Source organism: Streptomyces sp. Root431, assembly GCF_001426585.1.
Classification (GTDB): domain Bacteria; phylum Actinomycetota; class Actinomycetes; order Streptomycetales; family Streptomycetaceae; genus Streptomyces; species Streptomyces stackebrandtii.
In genome coordinates this window covers 321,286-346,508 of sequence record NZ_LMEI01000006.1, presented here as the reverse complement: position 1 = coordinate 346,508, position 25,223 = coordinate 321,286, and the positions used below count along the sequence as shown (strand labels likewise).

General features: G+C 74.2%; 22 protein-coding genes. 11 read left to right on the top strand and 11 right to left on the bottom strand.

Going from position 1 to position 25,223, the window contains the following annotated elements; genetic code table 11:
- Positions 1-280 precede the first annotated feature (280 nt).
- Positions 281-1,648: an MFS transporter gene (locus tag ASC82_RS06030; RefSeq protein WP_056642614.1), complete on the top strand. Its 1,368-nt coding sequence runs from the start codon at positions 281-283 to the stop codon at positions 1,646-1,648.
- A 76-nt stretch (positions 1,649-1,724) separates the two neighbouring features.
- On the opposite strand, the gene ASC82_RS06025 is transcribed toward ASC82_RS06030, so the two are convergent.
- From ASC82_RS06025 to ASC82_RS06000, 6 genes are all read right to left on the bottom strand, one after another.
- Complete coding sequence (locus tag ASC82_RS06025) at positions 1,725-3,617, bottom strand: GAF domain-containing protein (protein ID WP_056643327.1); 1,893 nt, start codon at positions 3,615-3,617, stop codon at positions 1,725-1,727.
- 80 nt (positions 3,618-3,697) lie between these two features.
- Complete coding sequence (locus tag ASC82_RS06020) at positions 3,698-4,525, bottom strand: 3-hydroxybutyrate dehydrogenase (RefSeq protein ID WP_242427563.1); 828 nt, start codon at positions 4,523-4,525, stop codon at positions 3,698-3,700.
- A 54-nt stretch (positions 4,526-4,579) separates the two neighbouring features.
- Complete coding sequence (locus ASC82_RS06015; RefSeq protein WP_056642611.1) at positions 4,580-5,062, bottom strand: NUDIX domain-containing protein; 483 nt, start codon at positions 5,060-5,062, stop codon at positions 4,580-4,582.
- A 29-nt stretch (positions 5,063-5,091) separates the two neighbouring features.
- The gene (lnt, locus tag ASC82_RS06010; RefSeq protein WP_056642609.1) at positions 5,092-6,696 is read right to left on the bottom strand and encodes an apolipoprotein N-acyltransferase; all 1,605 of its coding nucleotides are present in this window, start codon (positions 6,694-6,696) and stop codon (positions 5,092-5,094) included.
- A gap of 247 nt (positions 6,697-6,943) precedes the next feature.
- Positions 6,944-7,510 carry a hypothetical protein gene (locus tag ASC82_RS06005; protein WP_056642606.1) on the bottom strand — a complete coding sequence of 189 codons (567 nt, stop codon included), beginning with the start codon at positions 7,508-7,510 and terminating at the stop codon, positions 6,944-6,946.
- 62 nt (positions 7,511-7,572) lie between these two features.
- A complete protein-coding gene (locus ASC82_RS06000) occupies positions 7,573-8,367 on the bottom strand; it encodes an aspartate/glutamate racemase family protein (protein WP_056642603.1) in 795 nt (264 codons plus the stop codon).
- A 58-nt stretch (positions 8,368-8,425) separates the two neighbouring features.
- Between ASC82_RS06000 and ASC82_RS05995 the strand changes: the two genes are divergently transcribed.
- The 5 genes from ASC82_RS05995 to ASC82_RS05975 all read left to right on the top strand — a co-directional run bounded on the left by ASC82_RS05995 (position 8,426) and on the right by ASC82_RS05975 (position 14,584).
- A complete protein-coding gene (locus tag ASC82_RS05995) occupies positions 8,426-9,646 on the top strand; it encodes a glycosyltransferase (RefSeq protein WP_056643321.1) in 1,221 nt (406 codons plus the stop codon).
- Positions 9,647-9,963: 317 nt separating this feature from the next.
- The gene (locus tag ASC82_RS05990) at positions 9,964-10,470 is read left to right on the top strand and encodes a DUF6643 family protein (protein WP_056642600.1); all 507 of its coding nucleotides are present in this window, start codon (positions 9,964-9,966) and stop codon (positions 10,468-10,470) included.
- A 54-nt stretch (positions 10,471-10,524) separates the two neighbouring features.
- A complete protein-coding gene (locus tag ASC82_RS05985) occupies positions 10,525-11,349 on the top strand; it encodes an MOSC N-terminal beta barrel domain-containing protein (RefSeq protein WP_056642597.1) in 825 nt (274 codons plus the stop codon).
- Positions 11,350-11,430: 81 nt separating this feature from the next.
- Positions 11,431-12,039, top strand: a complete 609-nt coding sequence (locus ASC82_RS05980) for a hypothetical protein (protein WP_056642594.1) — start codon at positions 11,431-11,433, stop codon at positions 12,037-12,039.
- 139 nt (positions 12,040-12,178) lie between these two features.
- Complete coding sequence (locus tag ASC82_RS05975; RefSeq protein WP_056642591.1) at positions 12,179-14,584, top strand: right-handed parallel beta-helix repeat-containing protein; 2,406 nt, start codon at positions 12,179-12,181, stop codon at positions 14,582-14,584.
- Here ASC82_RS05975 and ASC82_RS05970 read toward each other — a convergent pair.
- Positions 14,554-16,944 carry a hypothetical protein gene (locus ASC82_RS05970; RefSeq protein WP_056642588.1) on the bottom strand — a complete coding sequence of 797 codons (2,391 nt, stop codon included), beginning with the start codon at positions 16,942-16,944 and terminating at the stop codon, positions 14,554-14,556. The two genes, ASC82_RS05975 and ASC82_RS05970, sit on opposite strands and share 31 nt — an antisense overlap.
- Before the next feature lie 144 nt (positions 16,945-17,088).
- Between ASC82_RS05970 and ASC82_RS05965 the strand changes: the two genes are divergently transcribed.
- The 3 genes from ASC82_RS05965 (at position 17,089) to ASC82_RS05955 (ending at position 19,015) form a co-directional block, all read left to right on the top strand.
- Entirely contained in the window at positions 17,089-17,916 is an 828-nt protein-coding gene (locus ASC82_RS05965) for a DeoR/GlpR family DNA-binding transcription regulator (protein WP_056642585.1), read from the top strand.
- A complete protein-coding gene (locus ASC82_RS05960) occupies positions 17,913-18,350 on the top strand; it encodes an SRPBCC family protein (RefSeq protein WP_056642581.1) in 438 nt (145 codons plus the stop codon). Before ASC82_RS05965 ends, ASC82_RS05960 begins: the two co-directional genes overlap by 4 nt.
- Positions 18,351-18,514: 164 nt before the next feature.
- Positions 18,515-19,015 (top strand): SRPBCC family protein, encoded by a 501-nt coding sequence (locus tag ASC82_RS05955; protein WP_079039073.1) that lies wholly within the window; start codon positions 18,515-18,517, stop codon positions 19,013-19,015.
- Here ASC82_RS05955 and ASC82_RS05950 read toward each other — a convergent pair.
- Complete coding sequence (locus tag ASC82_RS05950) at positions 18,975-20,105, bottom strand: PLP-dependent cysteine synthase family protein (RefSeq protein ID WP_056642575.1); 1,131 nt, start codon at positions 20,103-20,105, stop codon at positions 18,975-18,977. The two genes, ASC82_RS05955 and ASC82_RS05950, sit on opposite strands and share 41 nt — an antisense overlap.
- 172 nt (positions 20,106-20,277) lie before the next feature.
- Here ASC82_RS05950 and ASC82_RS05945 point away from each other — a divergent pair, with 172 nt between their 5' ends.
- Both ASC82_RS05945 and ASC82_RS05940 read left to right on the top strand, forming a co-directional pair.
- On the top strand, positions 20,278-20,586 hold the full coding sequence (locus ASC82_RS05945) for a hypothetical protein (RefSeq protein WP_056642572.1): 309 nt from the start codon (positions 20,278-20,280) through the stop codon (positions 20,584-20,586).
- Positions 20,587-20,771: 185 nt separating this feature from the next.
- Positions 20,772-21,413 carry an ATP-binding protein gene (locus ASC82_RS05940; RefSeq protein WP_079039072.1) on the top strand — a complete coding sequence of 214 codons (642 nt, stop codon included), beginning with the start codon at positions 20,772-20,774 and terminating at the stop codon, positions 21,411-21,413.
- A gap of 37 nt (positions 21,414-21,450) precedes the next feature.
- Here ASC82_RS05940 and ASC82_RS05935 read toward each other — a convergent pair whose 3' ends face one another.
- Genes ASC82_RS05935 through ASC82_RS05925 form a run of 3 tightly spaced genes read right to left on the bottom strand, consistent with a single transcriptional unit; the run spans position 21,451 to position 25,120 of the window.
- Entirely contained in the window at positions 21,451-24,012 is a 2,562-nt protein-coding gene (locus ASC82_RS05935; protein WP_056642566.1) for an ABC transporter permease, read from the bottom strand.
- A complete protein-coding gene (locus ASC82_RS05930) occupies positions 24,009-24,824 on the bottom strand; it encodes an ABC transporter ATP-binding protein (protein ID WP_056642562.1) in 816 nt (271 codons plus the stop codon). Before ASC82_RS05930 ends, ASC82_RS05935 begins: the two co-directional genes overlap by 4 nt.
- Positions 24,821-25,120: a hypothetical protein gene (locus ASC82_RS05925; RefSeq protein ID WP_056642560.1), complete on the bottom strand. Its 300-nt coding sequence runs from the start codon at positions 25,118-25,120 to the stop codon at positions 24,821-24,823. The genes ASC82_RS05930 and ASC82_RS05925 overlap by 4 nt, the downstream gene beginning before the upstream one ends.
- Positions 25,121-25,223: the final 103 nt, after the last annotated feature.

The following is a 25,223-nucleotide window of genomic DNA, read 5'->3' as shown; positions in this document are numbered from 1 at the left end:
GAAGCGCCAGTACCGCCTGGGCGGTGGGGCCTTCGCGAGTACGTGAGGTGTCGCGTGCTCTTTCAAGGTCGCGAAGGCGACTCGAACCAGCCTCCGCGAACGGCTATCCGACCCACGGGGCCAGCAGCGCCACACATGACGGATCGCAACAGCAGGCCATGGACGCCGGGCGCACACGGCGCACCCGAACTATGGTGTCCCACCACATACGCCCCTGACCTGCGTCTTCCTACGGTATGGCGACACCGAATCGTCCCCGCCCTGCCTGGAAGTGGTGCACATGGCCGCCGCAACAACCTCCCCGACGCCACCCGGTTCGCTCAAGCGGATCGTCGCCGCCAGTCTCATCGGCACCACCATCGAGTGGTACGACTTCTTCTTGTACGGGTCGGCCGCGGCGCTCGTGTTCAACAAGCTGTTCTTCCCCGAGTCCGATCCGCTGGTCGGGACGCTGCTGTCCTTCCTCACGTACGCCGTCGGGTTCGCCGCCCGGCCGCTCGGGGCGCTGGTGTTCGGGCACTACGGGGACCGGCTCGGGCGGAAGAAGCTGCTCGTGCTGAGCCTGCTCCTGATGGGTGGGGCGACGTTCGCGATCGGGCTGCTGCCGACGCACGCGACCGTGGGTTCCGCCGCTCCGGTGCTGCTGACCGTCCTGCGGCTCGTGCAGGGGTTCGCGCTCGGGGGTGAGTGGGGCGGGGCCGTGCTCCTCGTGTCCGAGCACGGGGACGCGAAGCGGCGCGGGTTCTGGGCCTCGTGGCCGCAGACCGGGGCGCCGGCCGGGCAGTTGCTCGCGACCGGTGTGCTGTCCGCGCTCACCGCGCTGCTCTCCGACGCCGCCTTCGCCTCCTGGGGCTGGCGGATTCCGTTCCTGCTCTCCGGCGTCCTCGTGATCGTCGGGCTCTGGATCCGGCTCTCCGTCGACGAGTCTCCCGTCTTCAAGGCCGCACTCGCCGCCGCCGAGGAGCGCAAGGCGGTCGCCGGACAGGTCGAGAAGCTCCCGCTGGTCGCGGTCCTGCGCCACCACTGGCGGGACGTGCTCATCGCGATGGGCGCCCGCATGGCCGAGAACATCTCGTACTACGTCATCACCGCGTTCATCCTCGTCTACGCGACCACCCAGGTCGGCCTCTCCAAGCAGACCGCCCTGAACGCCGTCCTCATCGGCTCCGCCGTCCACTTCGCGGTGATCCCGCTCTGGGGCGCGCTCTCCGACCGGCTCGGCCGCCGTCCCGTGTACCTGATCGGTGCGATCGGTGTCGGCGCCTGGATGTTCCCCTTCTTCACGCTGATCGACCGGGGCACCTTCGGTTCCCTGCTGCTCGCCGTGACGGTCGGTCTGGTCCTCCACGGAGCGATGTACGCGCCGCAGGCCGCGTTCTTCTCCGAGATGTTCGCGACCCGGATGCGCTACTCCGGCGCCTCCATCGGCGCCCAGTTCTCCTCCGTGGCCGCCGGCGCCCCGGCGCCGCTCATCGCGACCGCGCTGCTCGCCGACTACGGCAACTCGACCCCGATCGCCCTGTACGTGATCGCCGCCGCGCTGCTCACCGTCGTCGCCATCGCCTGTGCGAAGGAGACCCGCGACCGCGACCTCGGGGAGATCGAGGAGCGCACCCCTCGGGAGTCCCGGGTCGGCGCCGACGTCTGACGGGTGGTGGTGAGTTCCCTCGCCTCCGTGCCCCTGTGCCCCGCTCTTCGCGAGCGGGGCACGGGGTTTTTCGCTTCTACTTTCCCGGGACCGTCGCCGCAAGGGCGTGCAGGCGCAGGGCCAGCTGGATCTCCAGGGCGCGGGCCGGGGACTGCCAGTCCGGGCCCAGGAGCCGGCCGACCCGCTCCAGTCGCTGGGCCACCGTGTTGACGTGGACGTGGAGTTCGTCCTTGGTGCGGGCCGGGCTCATCCCGCTCGCGAAGTAGGCGTCGAGGGTGCGGACGAGGTCGGTGCCGCGGCGGCGGTCGTACGCGACGACCTGGCCCACGGTCCGGTCGACGAAGCCGTCGATGTCCCGGCTGTCCGCGAGGAGCAGTCCGAGGAAGCCCAGGTCCTCGGCGGCGGCGCCCTCGCCGGAGCGGTGCAGGAGCCGGAGCGCGTCGAGGCAGCGGCGGGCCTCCTCGTACGCGACGGCGACCTGGTCCGGGTGGTCGAGGGGCGCGCGTACGGGGGCGGAGGCACCGACGGTGACCGGCTCGCGCAGGGTGCCGCCGAGGTGGCGGGCGGTCTGGCGGGCCAGGTCGGCGGCGCTCTCGCCGGGACCGAGCGGCAGCAGCAGGACCGTGCCGCCGTCGCGGGCCGAGGCGAGGCCGTGCCGGGTGGCGGCGAGGTGCGAGGCGGCCGCCCCGAGGCGCCGGCGGTCGGCGCTCTCCCGGCGGCCGGTGTCGGGGTCGGCCGTCCCGTCGGCCCGGTCGATGCGGGCGGCGAGCACGACGTGGGGTGCGTCGCTGTCGGTACGGAGCCGGGCGGCGCGCTCGCGCAGGAGGCGGCGGTCGCGGTCGGGGGCGTCGAGGAGGTCGTCGAGGAGTTCGCCGCGTACCCGCTGTTCGGCCTCGCCGGCCGAGCGGCGGGCGAGCAGCAGCAGGGAGGTGACGAGCGCGGCCCGCTCCAGGGTCCGCTGGTCGACGGGGTCGAGGTCGGGCCGGCCGCGCAGGACGAGGGCGCCGAGGGTCTCCCCGCCGGCGGAGACGGCGGCGACCCAGTCGTCCCCCTCGCGGACGGCGTGGCCCTCCCCGCGGCGGGCGGATCCGGCATCCGCCTCGGTGAACTCGACGGTTCCGCCGAGGACTTCGGAGACCGCGTCGGCCACGTCGTGGACGCCGCCGCCGTGCAGGACGAGTTCGGAGAGCCGGTCGTGGACCTCGGAGGCCCGCTCGATGACGCCGCTGTGCTCGCGGATGATGTCGTTGGCCCGCTCCAGCTCCGCGAGGGCCGAGCGGGTCTCGGCGAGGAGGTTGGCGGTGTCGATGGCGACGGCGGCGTGCGCGGCGAAGGAGCCGAGTAGCGCGACCTGTTCGCGTTCGAAGACCCTGGCCCTGCGGTCGGCGGCGAAGAGGACGCCGATGACCTGGCTGCCGAGGCTGAGCGGCACGCCGAGGATGGCGACGAGGCCCTCGTCCCGTACGGCCGTGTCGATGGTCCGGGTGTGCTGGAAGCGCGCGTCGTCGAAGTAGTCGTCGGTGACGTACGGGCGGGCGGTCTGGGCGACGAGTCCGCCGAGTCCCTCGCCCATGCCCAGCCGCAGCTGCTGGAAGCGCGCGGAGACGGAGCCCTCGGTGACCCGCATGTACGTGTCCCCGGCGGACTGGTCGTTGAGGCTCAGATAGGCGACCTCGGTCCCGAGGAGCGAGCGGGCGCGCTGGACGATCGCGCGCAGCACGGCGTCGAGGTCGCGGAGTCCCGCGAGGTCGTGGGCGGTCGCGAAGAGCGCGGACAGCTCCGCCTCGCGGCGCCGCCGCCCCTCCAGCTCGGCCCGGACGCGCAGGGCGAGCAGCTTGGCCTCTTCAAGCTCGGCCAGCGCCTCGGGGCCCGCGCCGCTCGCACGGGCGAGCAGTACGGGCCGGTCGTAGGCCTCCGTCGCGGCTCCTCGGGCGAGGAGTTCCAGGTAGGAGACGTGTTCGTGGGACATGGACACTGGGATACCTGCCGAACGTGTGGTCGCACCACCCCTGTGGACGACCTTCGCCGCGGCATCCGCAGGGGTGTCCCTCAGTGAGCGGTCCAGCCGCCGTCGAGGGTGAGCGAGGTGCCGGTGATGAACGAGGCCTGCGGGGTGCAGAGGTAGAGGACGGCTTCGGCGACCTCTTCGGGTTCGATGAGCCGCTTGAGCGCCGAGTCCTTGAGCATCACCTCGGAGAGGACCCGCTCCGCGGGGATGCCGTGGGCGGCGGCCTGGTCGGCGACCTGGCGCTCGACGAGCGGGGTGCGTACGTAGCCGGGGTTGACGCAGTTGGAGGTGACGCCGTGCGGGGCGCCTTCGAGGGCGGCGGTCTTCGAGAGGCCTTCCAGACCGTGTTTGGCGGCCACATAGGCGGACTTGAAGGCGGAGGCGCGCAGCCCGTGGACGGAGGAGAGGTTGACGATCCGGCCCCAGCCCTGGGCGTACATGTGCGGCAGTGCGCCCCGGATGAGGCGGAAGGGCGCTTCCAGCATGACCGTGAGCACGGTGTGGAAGACGTCCGGCGGAAAATCCTCGATGGGGCGGACGAGCTGGAGTCCGGCGTTGTTCACGAGGATGTCGGCTCCGGCGGCGGCGCTCTCTGCGGCGTCCAGGTCGGTGAGGTCGAGGAGCCGGGGCTCGACGCTCCCGGGGAGGCCGGCGGTCTCTCCCGCCAGGGTCTCCAGGCCCTCGGCCGCCCGGTCGACGGCTCTGACCCGGGCCCCGGCGGCGGCGAGCCGCAGCGCGCAGGCCCGCCCGATGCCGCTGGCCGCGCCGGTGACGAGCGCGGTGCGGCCGGTGAGGTCGAGGGCGACGACCCCGGGCAGGGGGGTGGGAGAGGCCGAGTCGGATGCGGGGACGGTGATGGGGGCGCTCATGCTCGCACCCTATGAACGGCCCACTCCCCCACCGATGTGGTCCCATCCCATAGTTCAGCCGGTCTCTGTGGTGCGGAACCATGTGGGGTCGTCGGCGAGCGCCTTCTCGATCCGGAGGTACGAGAAGCGCTTCATCTCCGGCAGGTCGTCGACCTCGAACCAGCCGACCTCGGTCGACTCGTCGTCGTTGACCCGGGCCTCTCCCCCGACCGCACGGCAGCGGAAGGCCACGTCCATGTACTGGCAGGTGTCGCCGTTGGGGTAGACGACGGGCTTGCGCAGGGTCTCCACGAGCAGGATCCGCTCGGGCACGCAGTGCACGGCGGTCTCCTCGAACACCTCGCGCACCGCGCAGTCGGCGGGCTGCTCGCCGGGCTCGACGATGCCGCCGATGACCGCCCACGTCCCGTTGTCGGACCGCCGCCCGAGCAGGACCCGGCCCCGGTCGTCGAAGACGACGGCGCTCACCCCCGGCAGGAAGAGGAGCTGGTGTCCGGCCGTCTCGCGCAGTGCGCGGATGAAGTCAGGGGTACCCATGACACCGACCCTAGATCATCGGATGATCATCACTTGGCGGACGTACGGCGGGCCCGTACGGAACGGAACGCCGACCAGCCGAGGCCGGCGGCCGCGAGTGCCGCGAGCAGGGCCTCGGGCAGGGTGCCCATGCGGGTCGCCGGGGTGAGCGAGGAGCGCAGTGGCACCTTCTCGACGAGGACGTCGGGGGTGAACATCTTCGTCTGCGCGACGATCTCGCCGTCGGGGCGGATGATCGCGCTGACCCCGCTGGTGACGGGCACGACCACGGACCGGCTGTGCTCGACGGCCCGCACGCGGGACATGGCGAGCTGCTGGTAGGTCATCTCGCTGCGGCCGAAGGTGGCGTTGTTGCTGGGGACGGAGATGAGCTGGGCGCCGTGGGTGACGGTGTCGCGCACGGCCCAGTCGAAGGCCGCCTCGTAGCAGGTGGCGAGGCCGACCTTGGTCCCGGCGAGGTCGAAGACGCCGACCTTCGAACCGGGGCCGAAGTCGCGGCTGACCCGGTCGACGTTGCTGTTGAAGAGGCGGACGACGGAGCGCATCGGGATGTACTCGCCGAAGGGCTGGACGTGCCGCTTGTCGTACGTGGCCACGGGGCCGCGCTCCGGGTCCCACTCGATGAGCGTGTTGCGGAGCTTGCCGGTCGGCGGGGAGATGACCGCGCCGATCACGGTGGGCACGCCGATGGCCCGGACGGCGCCGTCGATGACGTCGGCCGCGTCGGGGTTCGCGTACGGGTCGATGTCCGAGGAGTTCTCCGGCCACAGGACGAAGTCGGGCTGCGGCTCGCGGCCCGCCTTGACGGCGTCGGCGAGCTCGCGGGTCCTGGCGGCGTGGTTGTCGAGGACGGCCCGGCGCTGGGAGTTGAAGTCGAGGCCGAGGCGCGGCACGTTGCCCTGGACTGCGGCGACGGTCGCGGTGCCGTCCTCCGCCGTGTCGTCGACGAGCGGCAGCGCCGCGACCGCGCCCGTGACCGGCAGGAGCACCGAGAGCGCGGCGACGGCGAGCGGGCCGCGCGGGACGGTGCCGGTGGCGCGGTACGCGCGGAACCGGCGGTACGCCTCGTACAGACCGAAACCGCAGAGCGCGACCGCGAAGCCGAGCACCGGGGTGCCGCCGACGGCCGCGAGCGGCAGGAAGACGCCGTCCGCCTGCCCGAAGGCGATCTTGCCCCAGGGGAAGCCGCCGAAGGGCACGCGCGCGCGTGCCGCCTCGGCGAGGATCCACGCCCCGGCGGCGAAGAAGGGCCACCACGGCAGCCGGGAGACGGCTGCGATGCCGAGCCCGGCGGCGGCCACGAAGAGCGCCTCGATCGCGGCGAGGGCGAGCCACGGGACCGGGCCGACCTCCTCGCCCGTCCAGACGAGCAGCGGGAGCATGAAGCCGAGCCCGGCCAGGTAGCCGAGGCCGAATCCCGCGCGCAGGCGGCGGCCCCGGAGGGTCCAGCCGAGCAGCGCGAAGGCGGGCAGGGCGAGCCACCACAGGGGGCGCGGCGGGAAGCTCAGGAAGAGCAGGAGCCCGGACAGCAGGGCCGTCGCGGGCCGCACGAACCGTCGCAGCGGGGAACCCGTCGCGGACGAGCCTTCGGCTCCGGACGCGGGGGCGGGTGCGGGGGTGATGGTGGCGCTCACCTTGCGGAGTCTACGGGGCGTCCCTGTCGGCGCAGAGGCGGGTACGAGCGCGGTGACCGGCCGTCGGGCCGCTGTCCGGCCGCTGCCCCGTCACCCTCCGGCCGTCCCTCCGGCCGTCCCTCCCGCCGTCTTCCGGCCGGCGTCCCACGGCTGTCCCGCCACTCTCCGGCCGTCCCTCCCGCCGGCACCCAGGCGCGGTCCCGCCACCGTCCGGACGGTGGCGGGACGGCGCCGGGAGCGTCGGGGCTCAGACGCCCGTCGGGGCGGGCGGTCCCGGCGGGGCCGGGTGGCGGAGGCGGTCGCGGATGACGCGGACCGCGGACTCGGCGTCGTCGACCGTGACCGTGAACGTACGGCCGTCGCCGAGGCGCAGGACCAGCCCCTCGCCGCGCCGGACGATCACGGCCGTGCCCTTCTCGGGGCGCCAGCGGTAGCCCCAGCCGCCCCACTGGCGCGGGGTGACGCTCGGGGCGAAGTCGGCGCCGACGACGTGGGAGAGGGGGATGCGGCGGCGCGGCAGGCCGATGTGGCCGCAGCGGACCTCCATCGCGCGGTCGTCGACCTTGACGGCCACGTGGACGAAGGCGAGCGTGCCGAAGAGGACGAGCAGTCCGGCCGCGACGCAGCCGATCACTGCCATGAGGAGGGCCGCGATGCCGGAGGTCCAGGCCGACTCGACGGCGATCGTGATGCCCAGGGCCATGCAGGCGGCACCGGCGGCCGCCGCCAGCCACTGGAGGCGGTTGGTGGCGCGGCCGGTCCAGACGGCGGGTTTCCGCTCGTCGGCGCGCTGGTCCCGGGGGTACTGCCTCATACCAGGAAGCGTACCCAGGTTCGCGCGGCACAGCGCGGCGGAGCGCGGTCGCTCCCTCACGGTCAGTGAGCGGGCGCGGTGGCCCCGAGGATGCGGCCTTCGGCGTAGCCGAGGGCGGTGGCGGGGAGCCGTCCGGGGCGCCCGCTGAGCAGGACGGAGAGGCTGCCGGTGGGGTCCGCTCCGGGCGCGGGCTCGGCGCCGATCCGGCGCAGCGCCTGCGCGGCGACGGCGTCGGCGGAGCCGTGGAAGACGATCGGCGGCAGACCGGCCGGGCGGCGCTCCGCCAGAGCGGCGAGGATGCGCTCCTCGACCAGCTCGTAGTGGGTGCAGCCGAGGACGACGGCGCGGACGTCGGCCGGGGTGAGGGCGGCGGCCGCGGCGACGGCCCGGTCCACGGCGTCCCCGTCGGCGTGCTCGACGGCGTCGGCGAGTCCCGGGCAGGGCACCTCGGTGACCTCGGCGCCGTCCGCGAAGTCGCGGATGAGTCCGCGCTGGTACGGGCTGCCGGTGGTGGCCGGGGTGGCCCAGATGGCGACCTTGCCGCCGCCGGCGGCGGCGGGCTTGATGGCGGGGACGGTGCCGATGACGGGAATGCCCGGTTCGAGTGCGGCGCGCAGGGCGGGCAGGGCGTGCACGGTGGCGGTGTTGCAGGCCACGATGAGCGCGCGCGGCCCGTGCTCGGCGGCGGCGAGGGCGACCGCGAGGGCCCGCTCGGTGAGGTCCTCGGGGGTGCGCGGACCCCACGGCATGCCGTCGGGGTCGTTGGAGAGGAGCAGATCCGCGTCCGGCCGCAGCCGACGCACCGCGGCTGCCGCCGGGAGCAGGCCGATTCCGGAATCCATGAGCGCGATCTTCACCCGGTCACCCTAGCCGATGGGCCTCGCACGCCCGGCGATCTGGGGCAGACTGCGGCGAATGAGCACCCTTGCCTGGTTCGCGATCGCCTCCCTGGCCGCCTGGCTCTGGCTGCTGCTCGGCCAGGGCTTCTTCTGGCGCACGGACCAGCGCCTGCCGCCGGTCGGCGGGGGCCGGTCCGTGCCCGCCGAGGGCGGCTGGCCGCGGGTGGTCGTGGTCGTACCGGCGCGGGACGAGGCAGCGGTACTGCCCTTGAGTCTGCCGTCGCTGCTGGCGCAGGACTATCCCGGCGAGGCCGAGGTGATCCTCGTCGACGACGGCAGCACGGACGGCACGGGCGAGCTCGCCCACGAGCTGGCGGGAGGACTCAGGGAGCGGCGGGGGCCCGAGCCTCGCGGCGGGCTGCCGCTCACCGTCGTGTCGCCGGGTGAGCCGGAGCCCGGCTGGACGGGGAAGCTGTGGGCGCTGCGCCACGGCATCGCCCTGGCCCGCGCGCGCGAGCCGGAGTTCCTGCTCCTCACGGACGCGGACATCGCCCATGAGCCGGACAGTCTGCGGCTGCTCGTAGGGTCGGCGCGGGCGAACGGCCTGGACCTGGTCTCGCAGATGGCGCGTCTGCGGGTGGCGAGCCGGTGGGAGCGGCTCGTCGTGCCCGCGTTCGTCTACTTCTTCGCGCAGCTCTATCCCTTCCGCTGGATCAACCGGGCGCGGCCCCTCGCCACGGCCGCCGCGGGCGGCTGCGTGCTGCTGCGGACGGAGACGGCGGTGGTGGCCGGCGTGCCGGACGCGATCCGGCACGCGGTGATCGACGACGTGTCGCTGGCGCGGGCGGTACGGGGTGAGGGCGGGCGGATCTGGCTCGGGCTCGCGGAGCGGGTCGACAGCATCCGCCCCTACCCGGGCCTCGCCGAGTTGTGGCGGATGGTGTCGCGGAGCGCGTACGCACAGCTGCGGTACAGCCCGCTGGTGCTCGCGGGGACGGTGGCGGGTCTCGCGGTGGTCTACCTGGTGCCGCCGGTGGCCCTGGCGGCGGGCGGGCCGACGGGGGACGCGGCGGCGGCCTGGGCGGGCGGGGCGGCCTGGGCGGTGATGGCGGGGACGTACGTGCCGATGCTCCGCTACTACCGGCAGCCGCTGTGGCTCGCGCCCCTGCTCCCCTTCACCGCCCTCCTCTACCTCCTGATGACCGTGGACTCCGCCGTGCAGCACTACCGCGGGCGGGGTTCGGCGTGGAAGGGGCGTACGTACACCGGGAATTACGTTTCCCGACACGGGGAGTAGCGCCGTCAATTCGGCGCGTGCACATCGACCCCTGTTCCCTCGGATTGACGTCTAAGCATGCCCATGATCACTTCTCCCACGCCTTCCCGGCACCTTTTCTTTATGCGTTCTTCATGCCGGGGTACGCCGGGGGGCCCGCACGACCGTGACCCGTCGGTAACCCCCTCCGAACTCGGCTTTTACACGATCTTGGCGTCCGCCGCCGCCCGTTTTTGTCACGTTCGCTCGGATTAGGGATCCGCCTCTTCACCAAGCCCGTCAAACAACCCTCTAATCAGGCTCCCCAACCAGCACATCGTGGGCTTAACTTATGTGCCATGACCTCCCCCCGCTCCACCTATGGAGGCGGTTACCACACCGCGCCGTCCTTCCCGGACACCCCGATCTACGACTCCCTGGTCGCGGAGCGGGGCACGCCTCAGATCGCCCCGATCCGAGTGCCCGCCGCCTACGACACCGGCAGCAGCTTCCCCGGAAGCGGTTCCTACCTGCCGGCGCTCCCCGCGGCACTGCCCGCCCTCCCGGCGGCGCCCAGCCCGCACCCCGCCCCCGCCTACGGCGGCGGGTACGGCTATCCGCAGCCCTCGCCGCAGATGGCCCCCGCACCGCTCCAGCACGCCCCCACCCCGTACATCCCGCAGCAGCCTGTGGCCCCCCGTGGCTACCAGGGTGGCGGGTACCCGCAGCAGCCCCGCCCGGCCGCCGCGGGGTACGAGGCGATGCGCCCGGCCGCCCCGCGGCCCGTACCGGCACCGGCGCCCGTCCCGGCCCCGGCGATGTACCAGGACCCCTACAACCGCCCCTACCAGGGCGGGGGTTACTGACCGGGCCGGACAAACCGGGCGACGGAGGTCCGGAGCGGCTGGCAGGATGACCGCATGTCCACTCCTGTTCTCCGCTCCGTCCACGTCCATCCGGTGAAGGCCATGCGCGCACTGGCCCCCACGGAGGCCGAGGTGCAGCCCTGGGGGCTCGCCGGGGACCGCCGCTGGGCCGTCGTCGACGCCGCGGGCAAGGTCGTGACCCAACGCCGTCACCCCCGGATGGCGTTGGCCACGGCCGAACCCCTGGCGGACGGCGGCGTCGCGCTGTCCGCGCCCGGCCACCCGACGGTCAGGATCGAGGCGCCGTCCCCCACGGCCACCATCACGATGGAGATCTTCGACAAGTACGTGGAGGCGGTCCCGGCCGGCGACGAGGCGGCCGCCTGGGTCTCCGCGTACCTGGAGACGGACGCCCGGCTCGTCCACATGGACGCCCCCGAGCACCGGCGGCCCGTCGACCCGGAGTACGCGCTGCCCGGCGAGACGGTGAGCTTCGCGGACGGCTATCCGCTCCTCGCCGCCACGACGGCCTCGCTCGACGCCCTCAACTCCCTCATCGCGGCCGGTGACCACGCCCACGAGGGCCCCCTGCCGATGAACCGGTTCCGGCCGAACCTCGTGATCGAGGGGACCGACCCGTGGGCGGAGGACGGCTGGACCCGGCTCGCCGTCGGCGAGGTCACCTTCCGCGTCGCCAGGCCCTGCGGGCGCTGTGTCGTCACCACGACGAACCAGCTCACCGCCGAGCGCGGCAAGGAGCCGCTGCGCTCCCTCGCCCTGCACCGCAAGCGCGACGGCCGGGTCATCTTCGGCCAGAACCTCGTCCCCGAGCACCGCGGCACGGTCCGGGTCGGCGACCCCGTGAAGATCCTCGACTGAGGAACCCGCGCCCGACAGGCGGGGAACGCGGCCCCGGGGCACACTCGTTGGAGGAGCGGCGAACAACGAGGGGGTCCTGACGTGCGGGCAGCCACCGGAGTCTGGCGCTGGCGACGCAATCCCCTGCGCCGGACCACGGACCTGGTCGAGGCGTGGGTCGCCTTCACGGCCGCCGCGCTCCTCTGCCTGCTCGTGCCCCTCGTCGGCTGTGCCGCGGGCTCCTCGGCGAACGACTCGCTCCAGCGCGCGGTCCACACGCAGCAGGAGCAGCGGCTGCCGACGACGGCCCGGGTCGTGCGCCTCGACGACGGGCCCGCGAGCGGCCCCCGCACCGCCGAGTCCGCCGGCGAGGAGCGCCTGCGCCGCTCCGTGGTGGCCCGCTGGACCGCGCCCGACGGCACGACCCGTACGGGCACGGTGGCCACGGCCCGGCGCCACTCCGCCCCCGGCGACACCTTCGCCCTCTGGACGAACCGCGCCGGACACCCGGTGTCCCCGCCGATGCCGGCGGGCACGGCCCGCGCGCACGCGGTCATCGCCGGTCTGATGGCGGCCCTCCTCACCGGCCTGCTGGTGGAGACCGTCCGCCGCCTCGCCGTACGCCGCCTCGTCCTGCGGCGGTACGCGCGCCTGGACCGCGCATGGGCCTCGGTGGGCCCCGACTGGGGCCGCGCCGACACCGGCAGCTGACCCCGCGGCCCTCCCCCGACGCCCTCCCCGTTGTCCCGTCGGGACAAGCCCTCGCGACCCGTCAACCCCCACCCACCGCGCGCGCTACGGTGGGGCATCGAAACACCGGCGAGGCATCAGGCGGGGGCAGGGCACACCCATGGCACAGGGCACGGTCCAGGTGACGCACACCGGCACTTCGCGGTGGCGGCGCCGCACGGGTGAGTACGCCTCTCTCGCCGCCGCGCTGGAGGCCGCGAGCGACGGGGACATCCTGACCGTCGCGCCCGGCACCTACCGGGAGAACCTGGTCGTGCGGCGGGCCGTCACCCTGCGCGGCCCCGAGGGCTCGGTCGGTTCCGTGCGGATCGCGCCGCCGGACGGGGTGGCACTGACGGTCCGCGCCTCCGTCACCGTCCAGGACCTGCACATCGAGGGACAGGACGTCGCCGCGCCCGCGCTGCTCGTCGAGGACGGCACGCCCGAGCTGCTCGACCTGCGGATCATGACCCGCTCGGCCGCCGGGATCGAGGTGCGGGGAGCCGCCCGTCCGACCGTCCGCCGCTGCACGATCGACAACCCGGCCGGCGTCGGCATCGCCGTGGTCGACGGCGCGGGCGGGGTGTTCGAGGAGTGCGAGGTGGTCTCCGCCGGGCAGGCGGGCGTATCGGTGCGCGGCGGGGCGCATCCGCGGCTGGAGCGCTGCCGGGTGCACCACGCATCCGGCGCCGGGATCGCGGTCACCGGCGAGGGCAGCGGCCTGGAGGGCCTCGGCTGCGAGGTGTACGAGATCAAGGGCGCCGGCATCCAGATCGCGGCCCGCGCCACCGCGCACTTCACCGACTCCTCGGTGCACCGCACGTCGGCGGACGGCATCACCCTCGACACGGACGCGGTGCTGACGCTCTCGGACTGCGACATCCACGACGTCCCGGAGAACGCGGTCGACCTGCGCTCGCGCTCCGTGCTGACCCTGACCCGGTCGACGGTCCGCCGTTTCGGCCGCAACGGACTGTCGGTCTGGGACCCGGGCACGCGCGTGGACGCCAACCAGTGCGAGATCCACGACAGTACGGGCGACTATCCGGCGGTGTGGGTGAGCGACGGCGCGACCGTCGTCCTCGACGCCTGCCGGGTGCACGACGTGCCGGACGCGCTCTTCGTCCTCGACCGGGGTTCGCGCGTGGACGTGGTCGACAGCGACCTGTCGCAGGTGAAGAACACGGCGGTGTCGGTGAGCGACGGGGCGACGGCCCAGCTCGACGACTGCCGGATCCGGGAGGCCTCCACGGGTGCCTGGTTCCGGGACCACGGCAGCGGCGGCACCCTCGCGGGGTGCACGATCGACGCCGTGCAGACCGGGGTCATCGTCACCAAGGGCGCCGACCCCACGATCGACCGGTGCACGGTCACCTCGCCCGCCGAGGCCGGTTTCTACGTGTCGGCCGAGGGTCGCGGCTCCTTCACCGGCTGCCGGGTCACGGGCAGCGGCGGCTACGGCTTCCACGTGACGGACGGCTGCCGGACGAGCCTGCGCAAGTGCCGTACGGAGCGGTGTGCGCGCGGCGGGTACGAGTTCCCCGAGGAGGGCGCGGTCGCGGAGGACTGCACCAGCGACGAGAGCGCCGTCCGCTCCTCCGTCCCCGACGTCGGCACCGTCCTGACGGCCACGCAGCCGGCGGGGCTCCTCGGGACGGTCCCCGTGCCGCGTACCCAGCCGGCGGCCCCGGCGCCCGTGGAGCCGGCGCCCGAGGCCCGCTCCTCGCAGGACGTGCTCGGCGAACTGGACGCGCTGGTCGGCCTGGAGAGCGTCAAGCACGAGGTGCGGACGCTCACCAACATGATCGAGGTGGGCCGCCGGCGACAGGAGGCGGGGCTCAAGGCGGCCTCGGTCCGCCGCCATCTGGTCTTCACGGGCAACCCCGGCACCGGCAAGACGACCGTGGCCCGGCTGTACGGCGAGATCCTCGCCTCGCTCGGCGTCCTGGAGCGGGGCCACCTGGTGGAGGTCTCCCGGGTGGACCTGGTCGGCGAGCACATCGGCTCGACCGCGATCCGGACGCAGGAGGCCTTCGACCGGGCGCGCGGCGGGGTGCTGTTCGTCGACGAGGCGTACGCGCTGTCGCCGGAGGACTCCGGTCGGGACTTCGGCCGCGAGGCGATCGACACGCTCGTGAAGCTGATGGAGGACCACCGGGACGCGGTGGTCGTCATCGTCGCCGGGTACACGGCGGAGATGGAGCGCTTCCTCACCGTCAACCCCGGTGTGGCTTCCCGTTTCTCACGGACCATCAGCTTCGGTGACTACGCGCCGGACGAGCTCCTGCGGATCGTGGGGCAGCAGGCCGACGAGCACGAGTACCGGCTGGTGCCGGGCACGGACGACGCCCTGCTCACGTACTTCACGAAGCTGCCCAAGGGCCCGGCCTTCGGCAACGGCCGCACGGCGCGGCAGACGTTCGAGTCGATGGTGGAGCGGCACGCGGGCCGGGTCGCCGCGCTCGCCGAGCCGAGCACGGACGACCTGACCCTGCTCTATCCGGAGGACCTCCCCGAACTCCCCTGATGTTCCTGGCCGTTCGGCTCGCGCTGGCGGGGAAGAGCGGGCGGAAGGCGGTCGAGGAGGGCGGAGCGCCGCTCGGCGAACGCCGGGTCCGCCTGGTAGTCGGAGTGGCCCAGGATCGGTTCCGGCAGCGGGTGCTCGCGGGTGCGGCCGTACGCGACGGGGTCGAGCAGCACGTCTCCGTCGACGGCCGGGCGGCCCGCCTCGGCGGGTACGCGGACGGGGCCGCCGATGGGGTCGGTGGCGCGGTGGAGGTTGCTCCAGCAGTGGACCGTGCGGTGCAGTGAGCGCAGCGCCTCGGGGCCGAAGTAGGCGGGGAACCAGCGCCCGTAGAGCCGCTCCAGAGGTGAGCCGTAGGTGAGCAGCGCGACCCGGCCGCGGGTGGCGGGCGTCAGCTGCCAGACGGCGGCCGCGGCGAGGACGCTGCCCTGGGAGTGGCCGGAGATGACGAGCCTGCCGCCGGTGCCTCGGGTCCAGGAGCTCATGCGCCAGGTGAGGTCGGGGACGGCCCGTTCGGCGTAGCAGGGCGGGGCGAAGGGGTGGGCGGCGCGCGGCCAGAAGGTGCCCACGTCCCAGAGGATGCCGATCGTACGGCGGGCCGACGCGTCCTTGTAGGCGCGGCGGCCCCAGGTGACGAAGAGCAGGAAGCCGAGGCCGATCATCCAGGAGCCGATGGCCTGGGCGGCCGAGGCGGCCGAGGCGATCGCGGGGTGGGCTCCGTCGAAGGCCCGGCCGGGGACGTTTCCGCTGGCCCAGGCGCCGGCGACGGACGCGGCTCCGAGGAGCAGGGTCGCGCCGGAGACGACACCGACGAGGACGGGCGCGGAGTCGGTGAGCGCCGCGCGGGCCCGGCCGGCCGCGATCTGCCCCGTACGGACGGGGTCCGGTTCGTCCGCGGCGTCGTAGTCGGCCTCGACGGCGGGCCGCAGCCGCCGGGCGTCGACCACGGTCCGTACGGCGAGGAGGGCGGCGGGCACGAGCAGCAGCAGGAGCAGGACGGGGATGACGGACGCCTGCCAGCTGAGCAGTACGGGCGGGCCGATCCGGGGGCCGCCCTCGCCCGCGCCGGAACCGTCGAGCCAGTCGGCGACGCGCTGGGCGACACCGCCGGACATGACCCCGGCGAGGGCGCAGGCGAGCATGGCGACGGCGGGGCCGCCGAGTCCGCGCAGCGCGGTGCGCGGGTCCCTGCGGGGCCGCTGGAGGAGCAGCGCGACCGCACCGAGGGCGACGACCAGACCGCCCTGGGCGAGGGTGAGGGCGCCGAAGGCGGCGTCGCCGGGGAGGGTGCCGCCGGAGGCCCAGCCGGGGCGGGACCAGCCGGCGTGCAGGGCGGTGAGGGCGAGCAGCACGAGGGCGGAGCCGGGCAGCCAGGACACGAGGGTGCGCTCGACGCGCAGGTCGAGGCGGCGCTCGCTGCGGCCCCGGCGGCAGACGACCCACAGGACGACGGCGCAGAGGGCGACGAGGGCGGTCTGGAGAGCGAGGCCCAAGACCGCGCGCGCCCCGGTGTCGTGGCGGGCGGTGGCGGTGGCGATGGCCGCGGCGACGGTGAGGAAGCCGGCGGCGGTGTGTGCGGCCCGGAGCCGGGCGACGAGGCGGCGCCCGTACCAGAAACCGGGACGGCCGAGGGCGGGGCGGAGTTCGGCGGGGGTGGGCGGCTCCGCGAGGTCGGCGGCCTCCGTGTCGCTCGGTGTCCCGGGCTGCGGCTCCGGCGCGGGAGCGTCGTAGCCGGTGGGCGGACGCTGGGCCTCGTACGCGCTCCAGGTCCGGTTGGACAGGTACCAGAGCAGGCCGACGAGCGCCGTCGGCACGAGCGCGGCGAGGGCGAGGCGCCGCCCGGGCGCGGACCACCAGCCGCCCCGGTCGGCGGCGAGGAAGCCGAGCCAGGAGTACGCGTCGGAGCAGGCCGCGGTGCCGGCGCACTGCCAGGCCGTCAGATCGAGCGCGACCTCGCAGGCCGCGGCGGTGAGGAGCACGGTGAGGGTGAGCGCGACGAGCCGGACGAGGACTCCGTACAGCCGGACGAGTCCCGGCATCCCCTGCGCGGGCGGGCGCATCCAGTGGGCCAGGTTGGCGACCATGAAGGGCAGGAGCAGCAGCCACAGGGCGCGGGTGCCGTCACCGGAGGTGAGATTGGACCAGCAGTACGCCTCCGGCACCGGCCGCGCGGCGTACCGCTCGGGGTGGTCCTCGGCGTCCAGGTCCTCGGCGCGCCGGTACACGGCGGCGGTGCCGTCGCCGGTGACGCGTACGGTCCTGGGGTCGTCGAGCATGGACTGCGGGGTGGCTCCGCCGACTCCGTGGACGAGGAGTTCGAGCGCCGCGCCCCCGGTCTCCGGGGCGGGTGTGGCAGGGGACACTTAGGGGACTTCCTCTCTGAGTGGGAGGATGCGACGTCGGAAACAGGATCGCGGACAGCCGTGCGCCCGCGCACGGACTCTCACCGAATCCGACGCTGTTCCGACAAGATCCCCTTGTTCTCTGCGGAAGGACCGGCCCCGGCGGTGACTGACAACCAGAACCTCCTCGCGGAGCAGCGGCGCGCCCTGATCCTCGACGAGGTCCGGCGGCGCGGCGGTGTGCGGGTGAACGAGCTGACCCGCCGGCTGAACGTCTCGGACATGACGATCCGCCGCGACCTGGACGCGCTGGCGCGGCAGGGCATGCTGGCGAAGGTGCACGGCGGGGCCGTGCCGGTGGTCGAGGCGAGCACCCACGAGCCGGGCTTCGAGGCGAAGTCGGTGCTCGAACCGAGCGCCAAGGACGAGATCGCGCGGGCCGCGGCGGCGCTGGTCGCGCCGGGCACGGCGATCGCCCTGTCCGGCGGGACGACGACGTACGCGCTGGCGCGGCATCTGCTCGACGTGCCGGACCTGACGGTGGTGACGAACTCGGTGCGGGTCGCCGACGTGTTCCACGAGGCGCAACTGACGGGCGGCGGGGCCGAGGTGCGGCGCGGCGCGGCGACCGTCGTCCTGACGGGCGGGGTCCGTACGCCGTCCGACGCGTTGGTCGGCGCGGTCGCGGACCGGGCGATCCGCTCGCTCCACTTCGACCTGCTGTTCCTCGGGGTGCACGGCATCTCGGTCGAGGCCGGCCTGTCGACGCCGAACCTCGCGGAGGCGGAGACCAACCGGTGCCTGATGCGGTCGGCGCGCCGGGTGGTCGTGGTCGCCGACCACACCAAGTGGGGGACGGTGGGCCTGAGTTCCTTCGCCGACCTGGGCGAGGTGGACACCTGGGTGACGGACCGCGGCCTCGGCGAGGGGGTGCGCGGCGAGGTGACGGAGCACCTGCCGGGGCTCGTGGTGGCGGGCGAGGAGCCGGCATGACCCTCTTCCGGGTCGAGCGGACCGTACCGCTGGCACCGGACGAGGTGTGGCGGCGGCTGACGGACTGGCCGGCGCACGGCCGCCAGGTGCCGCTCACCCGGACGAGGGTCCTGACCTCGGGCCCGAACGGTGCGGGGACGCGGTTCACCGCGCGGACCGGGATCGGCCGGCTGGCCTTCGACGACCCGATGGAGGTCGTGCGGTGGGAGCCGCCGGCGGCGGGACGGCCCGGCGTGTGCCGCCTGGAGAAGTCCGGCCGGGTCGTGCGGGGTTGGGCGCAGGTCGAGGTGTCAGCGGCTCCGGGCGGCGGGTGCCGGGTGGAGTGGACGGAGGAGCTCGCGGTACGGGGCCTGCCGCGCGCTTTCGACCCGGTCCTGGCGCGAGCGGGGCGGGTTCTGTTCGGCCGGGCGGTGGACGGTCTGCTCCGACCTTAGGGACGTGGGGCCTTGAGGCCTGAGGGCTGAGGCCTAAGGCCTAAGGCCTGAGGGCCTTGAGGCCTTGAGGCCTTGCCCGGGGTCCTCGTCGGTCGGCACCCTGTGCCGTTGACATCCTGTCAGCTAGGGTGCACTTCCGCGTCCGTCCTGGGGAGGTCCGGTCCATGGCACGCCGACTGAGGCCGGTGGAGCTCGACTTCACCGCAAGCGCACCCGTCCGTCTCGTCCACACGGCGACGCTGGAAGCGCCACCGCCGGCCGTCTACCGGTCGCTGGCCGTGGAGGTGGGCAGCATGCCCTCCTGGTTCACGGCCGTGGTCTCCGCCGTCCCGACGGGGGACGGCGCCGGCCGGACCATCCGGCTGCGGGGCGGGATCGTCTTCGAGGAGACGATCCTCGCCGCCGAGCCCGACGTCCGGTACGGCTACCGGGTGGACCTGACGAACGCGCCCGGGGTCACGGCCATGGCGGAGGAGTGGGCCCTCTCCCCCGCCGGGAAGGGCACGCGCCTGCGGTGGACCATGGCCGTCGACGGCGCGGCGCCGTTCCGGCTCGCGCTCCTCGTCGCCCGCCCCGGTCTCGGGCTGTCCTTCCGGGACGCGGCGCGCCGCCTGGACCGGCGGCTCACTCCGGCCAGGCCCCCGTCTCCAGGAACCGCTCGATAGCGGCGCTGTACGGGGCGATGTCCAGGCCCTGGGCGGCCAGCCAGGTGTCGGAGTAGTACTTGTCGAGGTAGCGCTCGCCCGGGTCGCAGATCAGGGTCACGATACTGCCGGTGCGCCCCTGCTCGACCATCTCGGCCACGATCTTGAAGGCGCTCCACAGGCCGGTGCCGGTGGAGCCGCCCGCCTTGCGCCCTATGGCCTTCTCCAGGGCGCGGACGGCGGCGACGCTCGCGGCGTCGGGGACCTTCATCATGCGGTCGATCGCGCCCGGGACGAAGCTCGGCTCCATGCGGGGCCGGCCGATGCCCTCGATGCGCGAGCCGCAGTCGGAGGTCGCGTCCGGGTCGTTGTCGGTCCACCCGGCGAAGAAGCAGGAGTTCTCCGGGTCGGCGACGCAGATCCGGGTGTCGTGCTGCATGTAGTGGACGTAGCGGGCGATGGTCGCCGAGGTGCCGCCGGTGCCGGCCGTGGCCACGATCCAGGCGGGCTCCGGGTAGCGCTCCAGCTTCAGCTGCTGGTAGATCGATTCGGCGATGTTGTTGTTGCCCCGCCAGTCGGTGGCCCGCTCCGCGTAGGTGAACTGGTCCATGTAGTGGCCGCCGGTGCGCGCCGCGAGGGCCGCGGACTCCTCGTACATCGTCCGCGAGTCGTCGACGAAGTGACACTCGCCGCCGTGGAACTCGATGAGCCGGCACTTCTCGGGGCTGGTCGTGCGGGGCATCACGGCGATGAAGGGCACGCCGACGAGCTTGGCGAAGTACGCCTCGGAGACGGCGGTCGAACCGCTGGAGGCCTCGATGACGGGCTTCCCGGGCCGGATCCAGCCGTTGCAGAGCCCGTAGAGGAAGAGGGAGCGGGCGAGCCGGTGCTTGAGGCTGCCGGTCGGGTGGGTCGACTCGTCCTTGAGGTAGAGGTCGATGCCCCACTTCTCGGGGAGCGGGAAGCGCAGCAGATGGGTGTCGGCGGAGCGGTTGGCATCGGCCTGGACCTTGCGGACGGCCTCTTTCAGCCACGCCCGGTACGCCGGGTCGCTGCGGTCGACGTCCAAGGTCTCCGGCGCGGCGGTCACGCTGTTCTCGGTGGTGCTCATCCGTCCCACTCCTCGCTCACTGCACTGGTGCCCGTTGCCGACAATACCCCTCCCACCTGGGCAAACGTTCCCTTTGATGTCCCATAGGCCTCCCTTGTGGCGCGGCCACTGGTGCGGGCGCGGGCGGCCCGGCACACTGGTGACGGAAACCGGGTGAGAGGGGTGGACCGGCATGGAGGGACCCGAGTTCAGCGCGCGGGGCGTACGGATCGCACGTTGGCCGCGCGCTCTGACGCGCGCCGGAGAGGTGCGGATCGAGGACGGCCGGCTCGCGCTGCTCACGAGCTACGGCAGCGAGATCGACAGCGCGCCGGTGAGCGCCGTACGCGCGGGGCGGCCGTGGTTCGCGAAGGCCGACGAGGCGGTGGCGACGGTGAACGGCACCCGGTACCGGCTGACCCTGCACCACGGGGACGGCGGCCAGGCCGAGGAGTCGGGGCGCTTCCTCGCGGCGCTCAAGCGGGCGGCCCGCCGGTCCTGACCTGCCACGGTTCGCCGCGAGTTGCGGCACGGTCACCGCTGGTTCACGCTGGAACCACCTCACCGAGGGTTCACCGGTGGTGACATTGCGCTTCGACCGCTCGGTCGCCACCCTGCTGTACCGCTGTACCGCATGAGAGATCCGAATCTTCGTCTTCTTCCGGACTACTTCGGGGAGTCGCAGCCGTGATCAGCGAGCCGAGCAGGTATTACGCGGTGGAGCTCCATGCCCTGCCGTCGCGGATCGGTCAGGTCCGCAGAATCGTCTCCGCGCATCTGCGCCACTGGCATCTCGACGCTTTGATCGACCATGCCGCGCTGGGTGTCACCGAGCTTCTGACCAACGTCCACCGCCACGCGCAGCCCGACAAGCGCTGCACGGTCGAGATCGAGCTGCTGCTCGACCGGCTGACCGTGTCGGTCAGGGACCACGACCCCCGAATACCGAAGGCCGGATTCCCGGTCGACGGTGACGGACTCGACGCCTTCGACCCACTCGACGCGCTCGACTCACTCGCCACCTCCGGCCGGGGCCTCGCCATCGTCGGTGCGGTCAGCGAGAGTTGGGGCGTCCGCCCGTGCGGCGCCGACGGGAAGGTCGTGTGGTTCACGCTCACGGCGCCGCCGTCCGCCGCCCCGGTCGAGGAGCGCGCGCACACCGTGCACGGCCCCGCGCCCGAGGTCCCCTTCGGGACGTACGGCCCCTTCCCGGGCGTCCCCGACGTGCCCTTCGGCACCCCGGCCGAGCCGGTCCTCGCGCCGGTCGTCGCCGGACCGGCCCTGGCCCCCGTCGTCGCCGGACCGGTCCCGGCCGGCCGGGCGGGTTGACGCCCACCCGGCCGGCCCGAAGGCCACCGCCTGAACGTCACTCCGTGCCGATCGCCCGGAGGATCTCCAGGCGCGCCGCGCGGCGGGCCGGGCGCCAGGCCGCCACGACGCCCGCCGCCAGGCCGATCAGGGCCACGGCCGCCAGTCGCGCCGACGGTACGGCGAAGGCGAGCGCGCTGTCGCCCGATCCCTCCAAGGCGCGGACGAGCACCCAGCCGAGGAAGCCGCCGAGGGTGAGCCCGCCGAGGGTGCCGAAGGCGGCGACGAGGACGGACTCCCAGCGGACCATGGCGCGCAGCTGGGCGCGGGTCTGTCCGACGGCCCTCAACAGGCCGAGCTCGCGGGTCCGTTCGTGGACGGCGAGGGTCAGCGTGTTCGCGATGCCGAGCAGGGCGATGAGGACCGCGAGCGCGAGGAGCGCGTAGACGAGGGTGAGCATCATGTCGATGCCGCCCGCCGAGGCCTCCGCGTACTCCTCCCGGGTCTGCACCTCCGGTTGGCCGTAGCGGTCCGCGACCGCGGTCACGGCCGCCTTGCCGTCCGCCGCGGACACGCCGTCCGCGAAGGCGACGGCGACCAGCCGGTCGGCGTCCTGGGTGCGGTGCGGGGCCCAGGCCTCGCGGGTGATCAGGTAGTCCCCGGCGAGGTCGGCGCGCTCGTAGACCGCCCGGACGGTGAACGTCCGCCGGGTGCCGTCCGTGAACGCCAGCTCGGCCGTGCGCCCGGGCGCCAGGCCCGAGGCCGCGGCCTCGTCGGCGGCGACGGCGAGCCCGTCCGCACCGAGTCCGGTGAGGGTGCCCCGTACCTCTCCGAGGTCGAGGGTGCGGGCGAGCGCGGCCGGGTCGGTGACGGTCAGGGCGCGGCCCCGGCCGTCGACCTCCGCGACTCCGCTCCCCAGGCCGACGGCCGTGCCGACCTCGGGCAGCGCGGCGACCGCCGGGGCGAGTCGGGGGCTGAGCCCGCTGCCGCCCGCGCCGAACGAGGGCGCTCCGATGGCCACGTCGCCCGCGAAGGAGCGGTCGACCGTGCGGTCCATGGTCGCCTTGAGGGAGGCGCCGAAGACGGTGAAGAGGGTGACGACGGCGACCCCGATCATGAGGGCGGTGGCGGTCGCGGCCGTCCGTCCGGGGCTGCGCAGGGCGTTGCGGCGGGCGAGGCCGCGGTTGGCGCCGCGCAGGGGTCTGCCGAGCGCGCGTACGGCGACCGATGCGGCCACCGGTCCGAGGACCACGAAGGCGGCGACGGCGATCCCCGCGCCGGTGGCGGCGAGCCACAGCGAGGGGTCGTCGCCGAGCACTCCCGCGAGGACGGTGCCGACGGCGGCGGCGAGGAGCGTGCCGCCGGTCAGCGCGCGGGCGCGGGAGGTGCCCGAGCCGTCGACGTCCGTCTCGCGGAGCGCGGCCAGCGGGGCCGTGCGCCCCGCCCGTACGGCGGGCAGGAGCGCCGAGCCGGCGCAGACCGCGAGTCCGACGCCGAGCGGGAGCGCGAGGGAGCCTGCGGTGACGACCAGGTCGCCCTCGGGGAACGGGAACCCGATGGCCGGGAAGAGTGCCTGGAGGCCGGCGGCCACGCCGATCCCGGCGAGGAGTCCGGCGGCGGAGGCGAGCAGCCCCACGGCGAGCGCCTCGGCGAGCGTGCCGGTGACGACCTGGCGGCGGGCGGCGCCGACGGCGCGGAGCAGGGCGTTCTCGCGGGTCCGCTGGGCGACGAGGACGGCGAAGGTGTTGTGGATGGTGAAGACGGAGACGAGCACCGCGACACCGCTGAAGACCAGCAGGAAGGTGGTGAAGAGGCCGAGGAACCGGCCGGAGACCATCTCGGTGTTCTCCTCGGCCGCGCGCTGTCCGGTGATCGCCTCGACCCCCTCGGGCAGGGCGGGGGCGAGCGCGGCGACCAGCTCCTTCTGGCTGACGCCGGGCCCGGCGCGTACGGCGATGCTCGTCGCCTCGCCGGGGCGGGCCGTCAGGTACCGCTCGGCGTCGGCGCGGGTCAGGCCGGTCCAGGTGACCTGGCCCATGCCGTCGGCGCCGCCGAAGGTGGCGAGGCCGACGACGGTGACCCGCACGGGGTCGGGGGTGCGCAGGACGGTCGTGTCGCCGACGCGGAGGCCTGCGGCCTTCGCCGCGCCCCGGTTGACGACGGCCTCACCGGGCGCGTGCGGAGTGCGTCCCTCCGAGAGGCGGTACGGGTTGAGGGCCTCGTCCTCGATCCAGTTCCCGGCGAGGGTGGGCGGGCCTTTGCCGCCGACGGGGGTCCCGTCGGCGGCGAGGAGCTGGCCGGCGCCCTCGATGAGGGGCGCGGCGGCGGCGACCTCGGGGACCCGGGCGATCCGGTCGGCGAGGTCGGCGTCGACGGGGCCGCGGGTGCCCTGGGCCTCGCCTGCCGCCGTGACGGTGGTGGCGCTGCGGACGACGGCGTCCGTGCCCCGGGTGGCGCCGGTGAACATCGTGTCGAAGCTCGCGCGCAGGGTGTCGCCCATGACGAGGGTGCCGGTGAGGAAGGCGACCCCGAGGAGGACGGCGGCGAAGGTACCGAGGAAGCGGCGCCGGTGGGCGCGGAGGGAGGAGAGGGTGAGGCGGAGGGTGGCGGGGGGTCTCATGTCGCCCCTCCTCGGGTCGTGAGGGAAGCCGTGGCGGGGGGCGCCGCGGAGGGTCGGCCGGTGTCGGTCTCGAAGGCCTTCATGCGGTCGAGGACGCGGTCGGCCGTCGGGCCGGTCATCCGGTCGACGAGCCGCCCGTCGGCGAGGAAGACCACCTCGTCGGCGTGGGCGGCGGCGACCGGGTCGTGGGTGACCATGACGACCGTACGGCCGGTCTCCCGCACCGTACGGCCGAGCAGCCGCAGGACCTCCTCGCCGGAGCGCGAGTCGAGGTTCCCGGTCGGTTCGTCGGCGAAGACGACGTCCGGGTCGCCGGCGAAGGCGCGGGCGACGGCCACGCGCTGCTGCTGTCCGCCGGAGAGCTCGCCCGGCCGGTGGTGCAGGCGGTCGCGCAGACCGACGGTGTCGACGAGCCGGTCGAAGCGGGCCCGGTCGGGGGTCCTCCCCGCGAGGTCGAGCGGGAGGGTGATGTTCTCCGCGACGGTCAGGGTCGGCAGCAGGTTGAAGGCCTGGAAGACGAAGCCGACGCGGTCGCGGCGCAGCAGCGTCAGACGGCGGTCGTCGAGGGTGGAGAGGTCGGTGCCGCCGACGAAGGCGGCACCGGACGTGAGGGTGTCGAGCCCGGCCGCGCAGTGCAGGAGCGTGGACTTGCCCGAGCCCGAGGGGCCCATGACGGCGGTGAAGCGGCCGGCCGGGAAGTCGACGCTCACCCCGTCGAGGGCCCTGACCTCGGTGTCGCCCCGCCCGTAGACCTTGACGGCGTCCAGGACCCGGGCGGCGTGCGCGGCGGGGGTGTGGGTCGCGGTGGTCATGCCCGGCGCTCCTTGGTGGTCGCGGCGCGGCCGAACTGCTCCTCCAGGACGGTGAGGCGGCGCCAGTACTCGTCCTCGTCGATCTCCCCGGCGGCGAACCGGTGGCCGAGCAGGGCGATCGGCGAGTGCTCGTCCGGCCCGCCGTCCCGGTGGGGACGGCCGCCGCGGCCCGGGCGCCATCCGGCGCGGCGGGCGAGCGTGACGACGCCCGCGATGACGACGGCCCAGATCAGGGGGAAGAGGAGGATCCACGGGCCGGGGCCCGCGTGGGCGAGGGTGTCGGCGAGGGTGTTCATGAGGGTTCAGCTCCTCGGTGCGCTGGGGTGATGTCCGTGCTTCGAGACTCGCGCGGGGAGGGGGTCCGGGGCGTCGTACGGGCAGCGGCTTCGCGCGTACGAC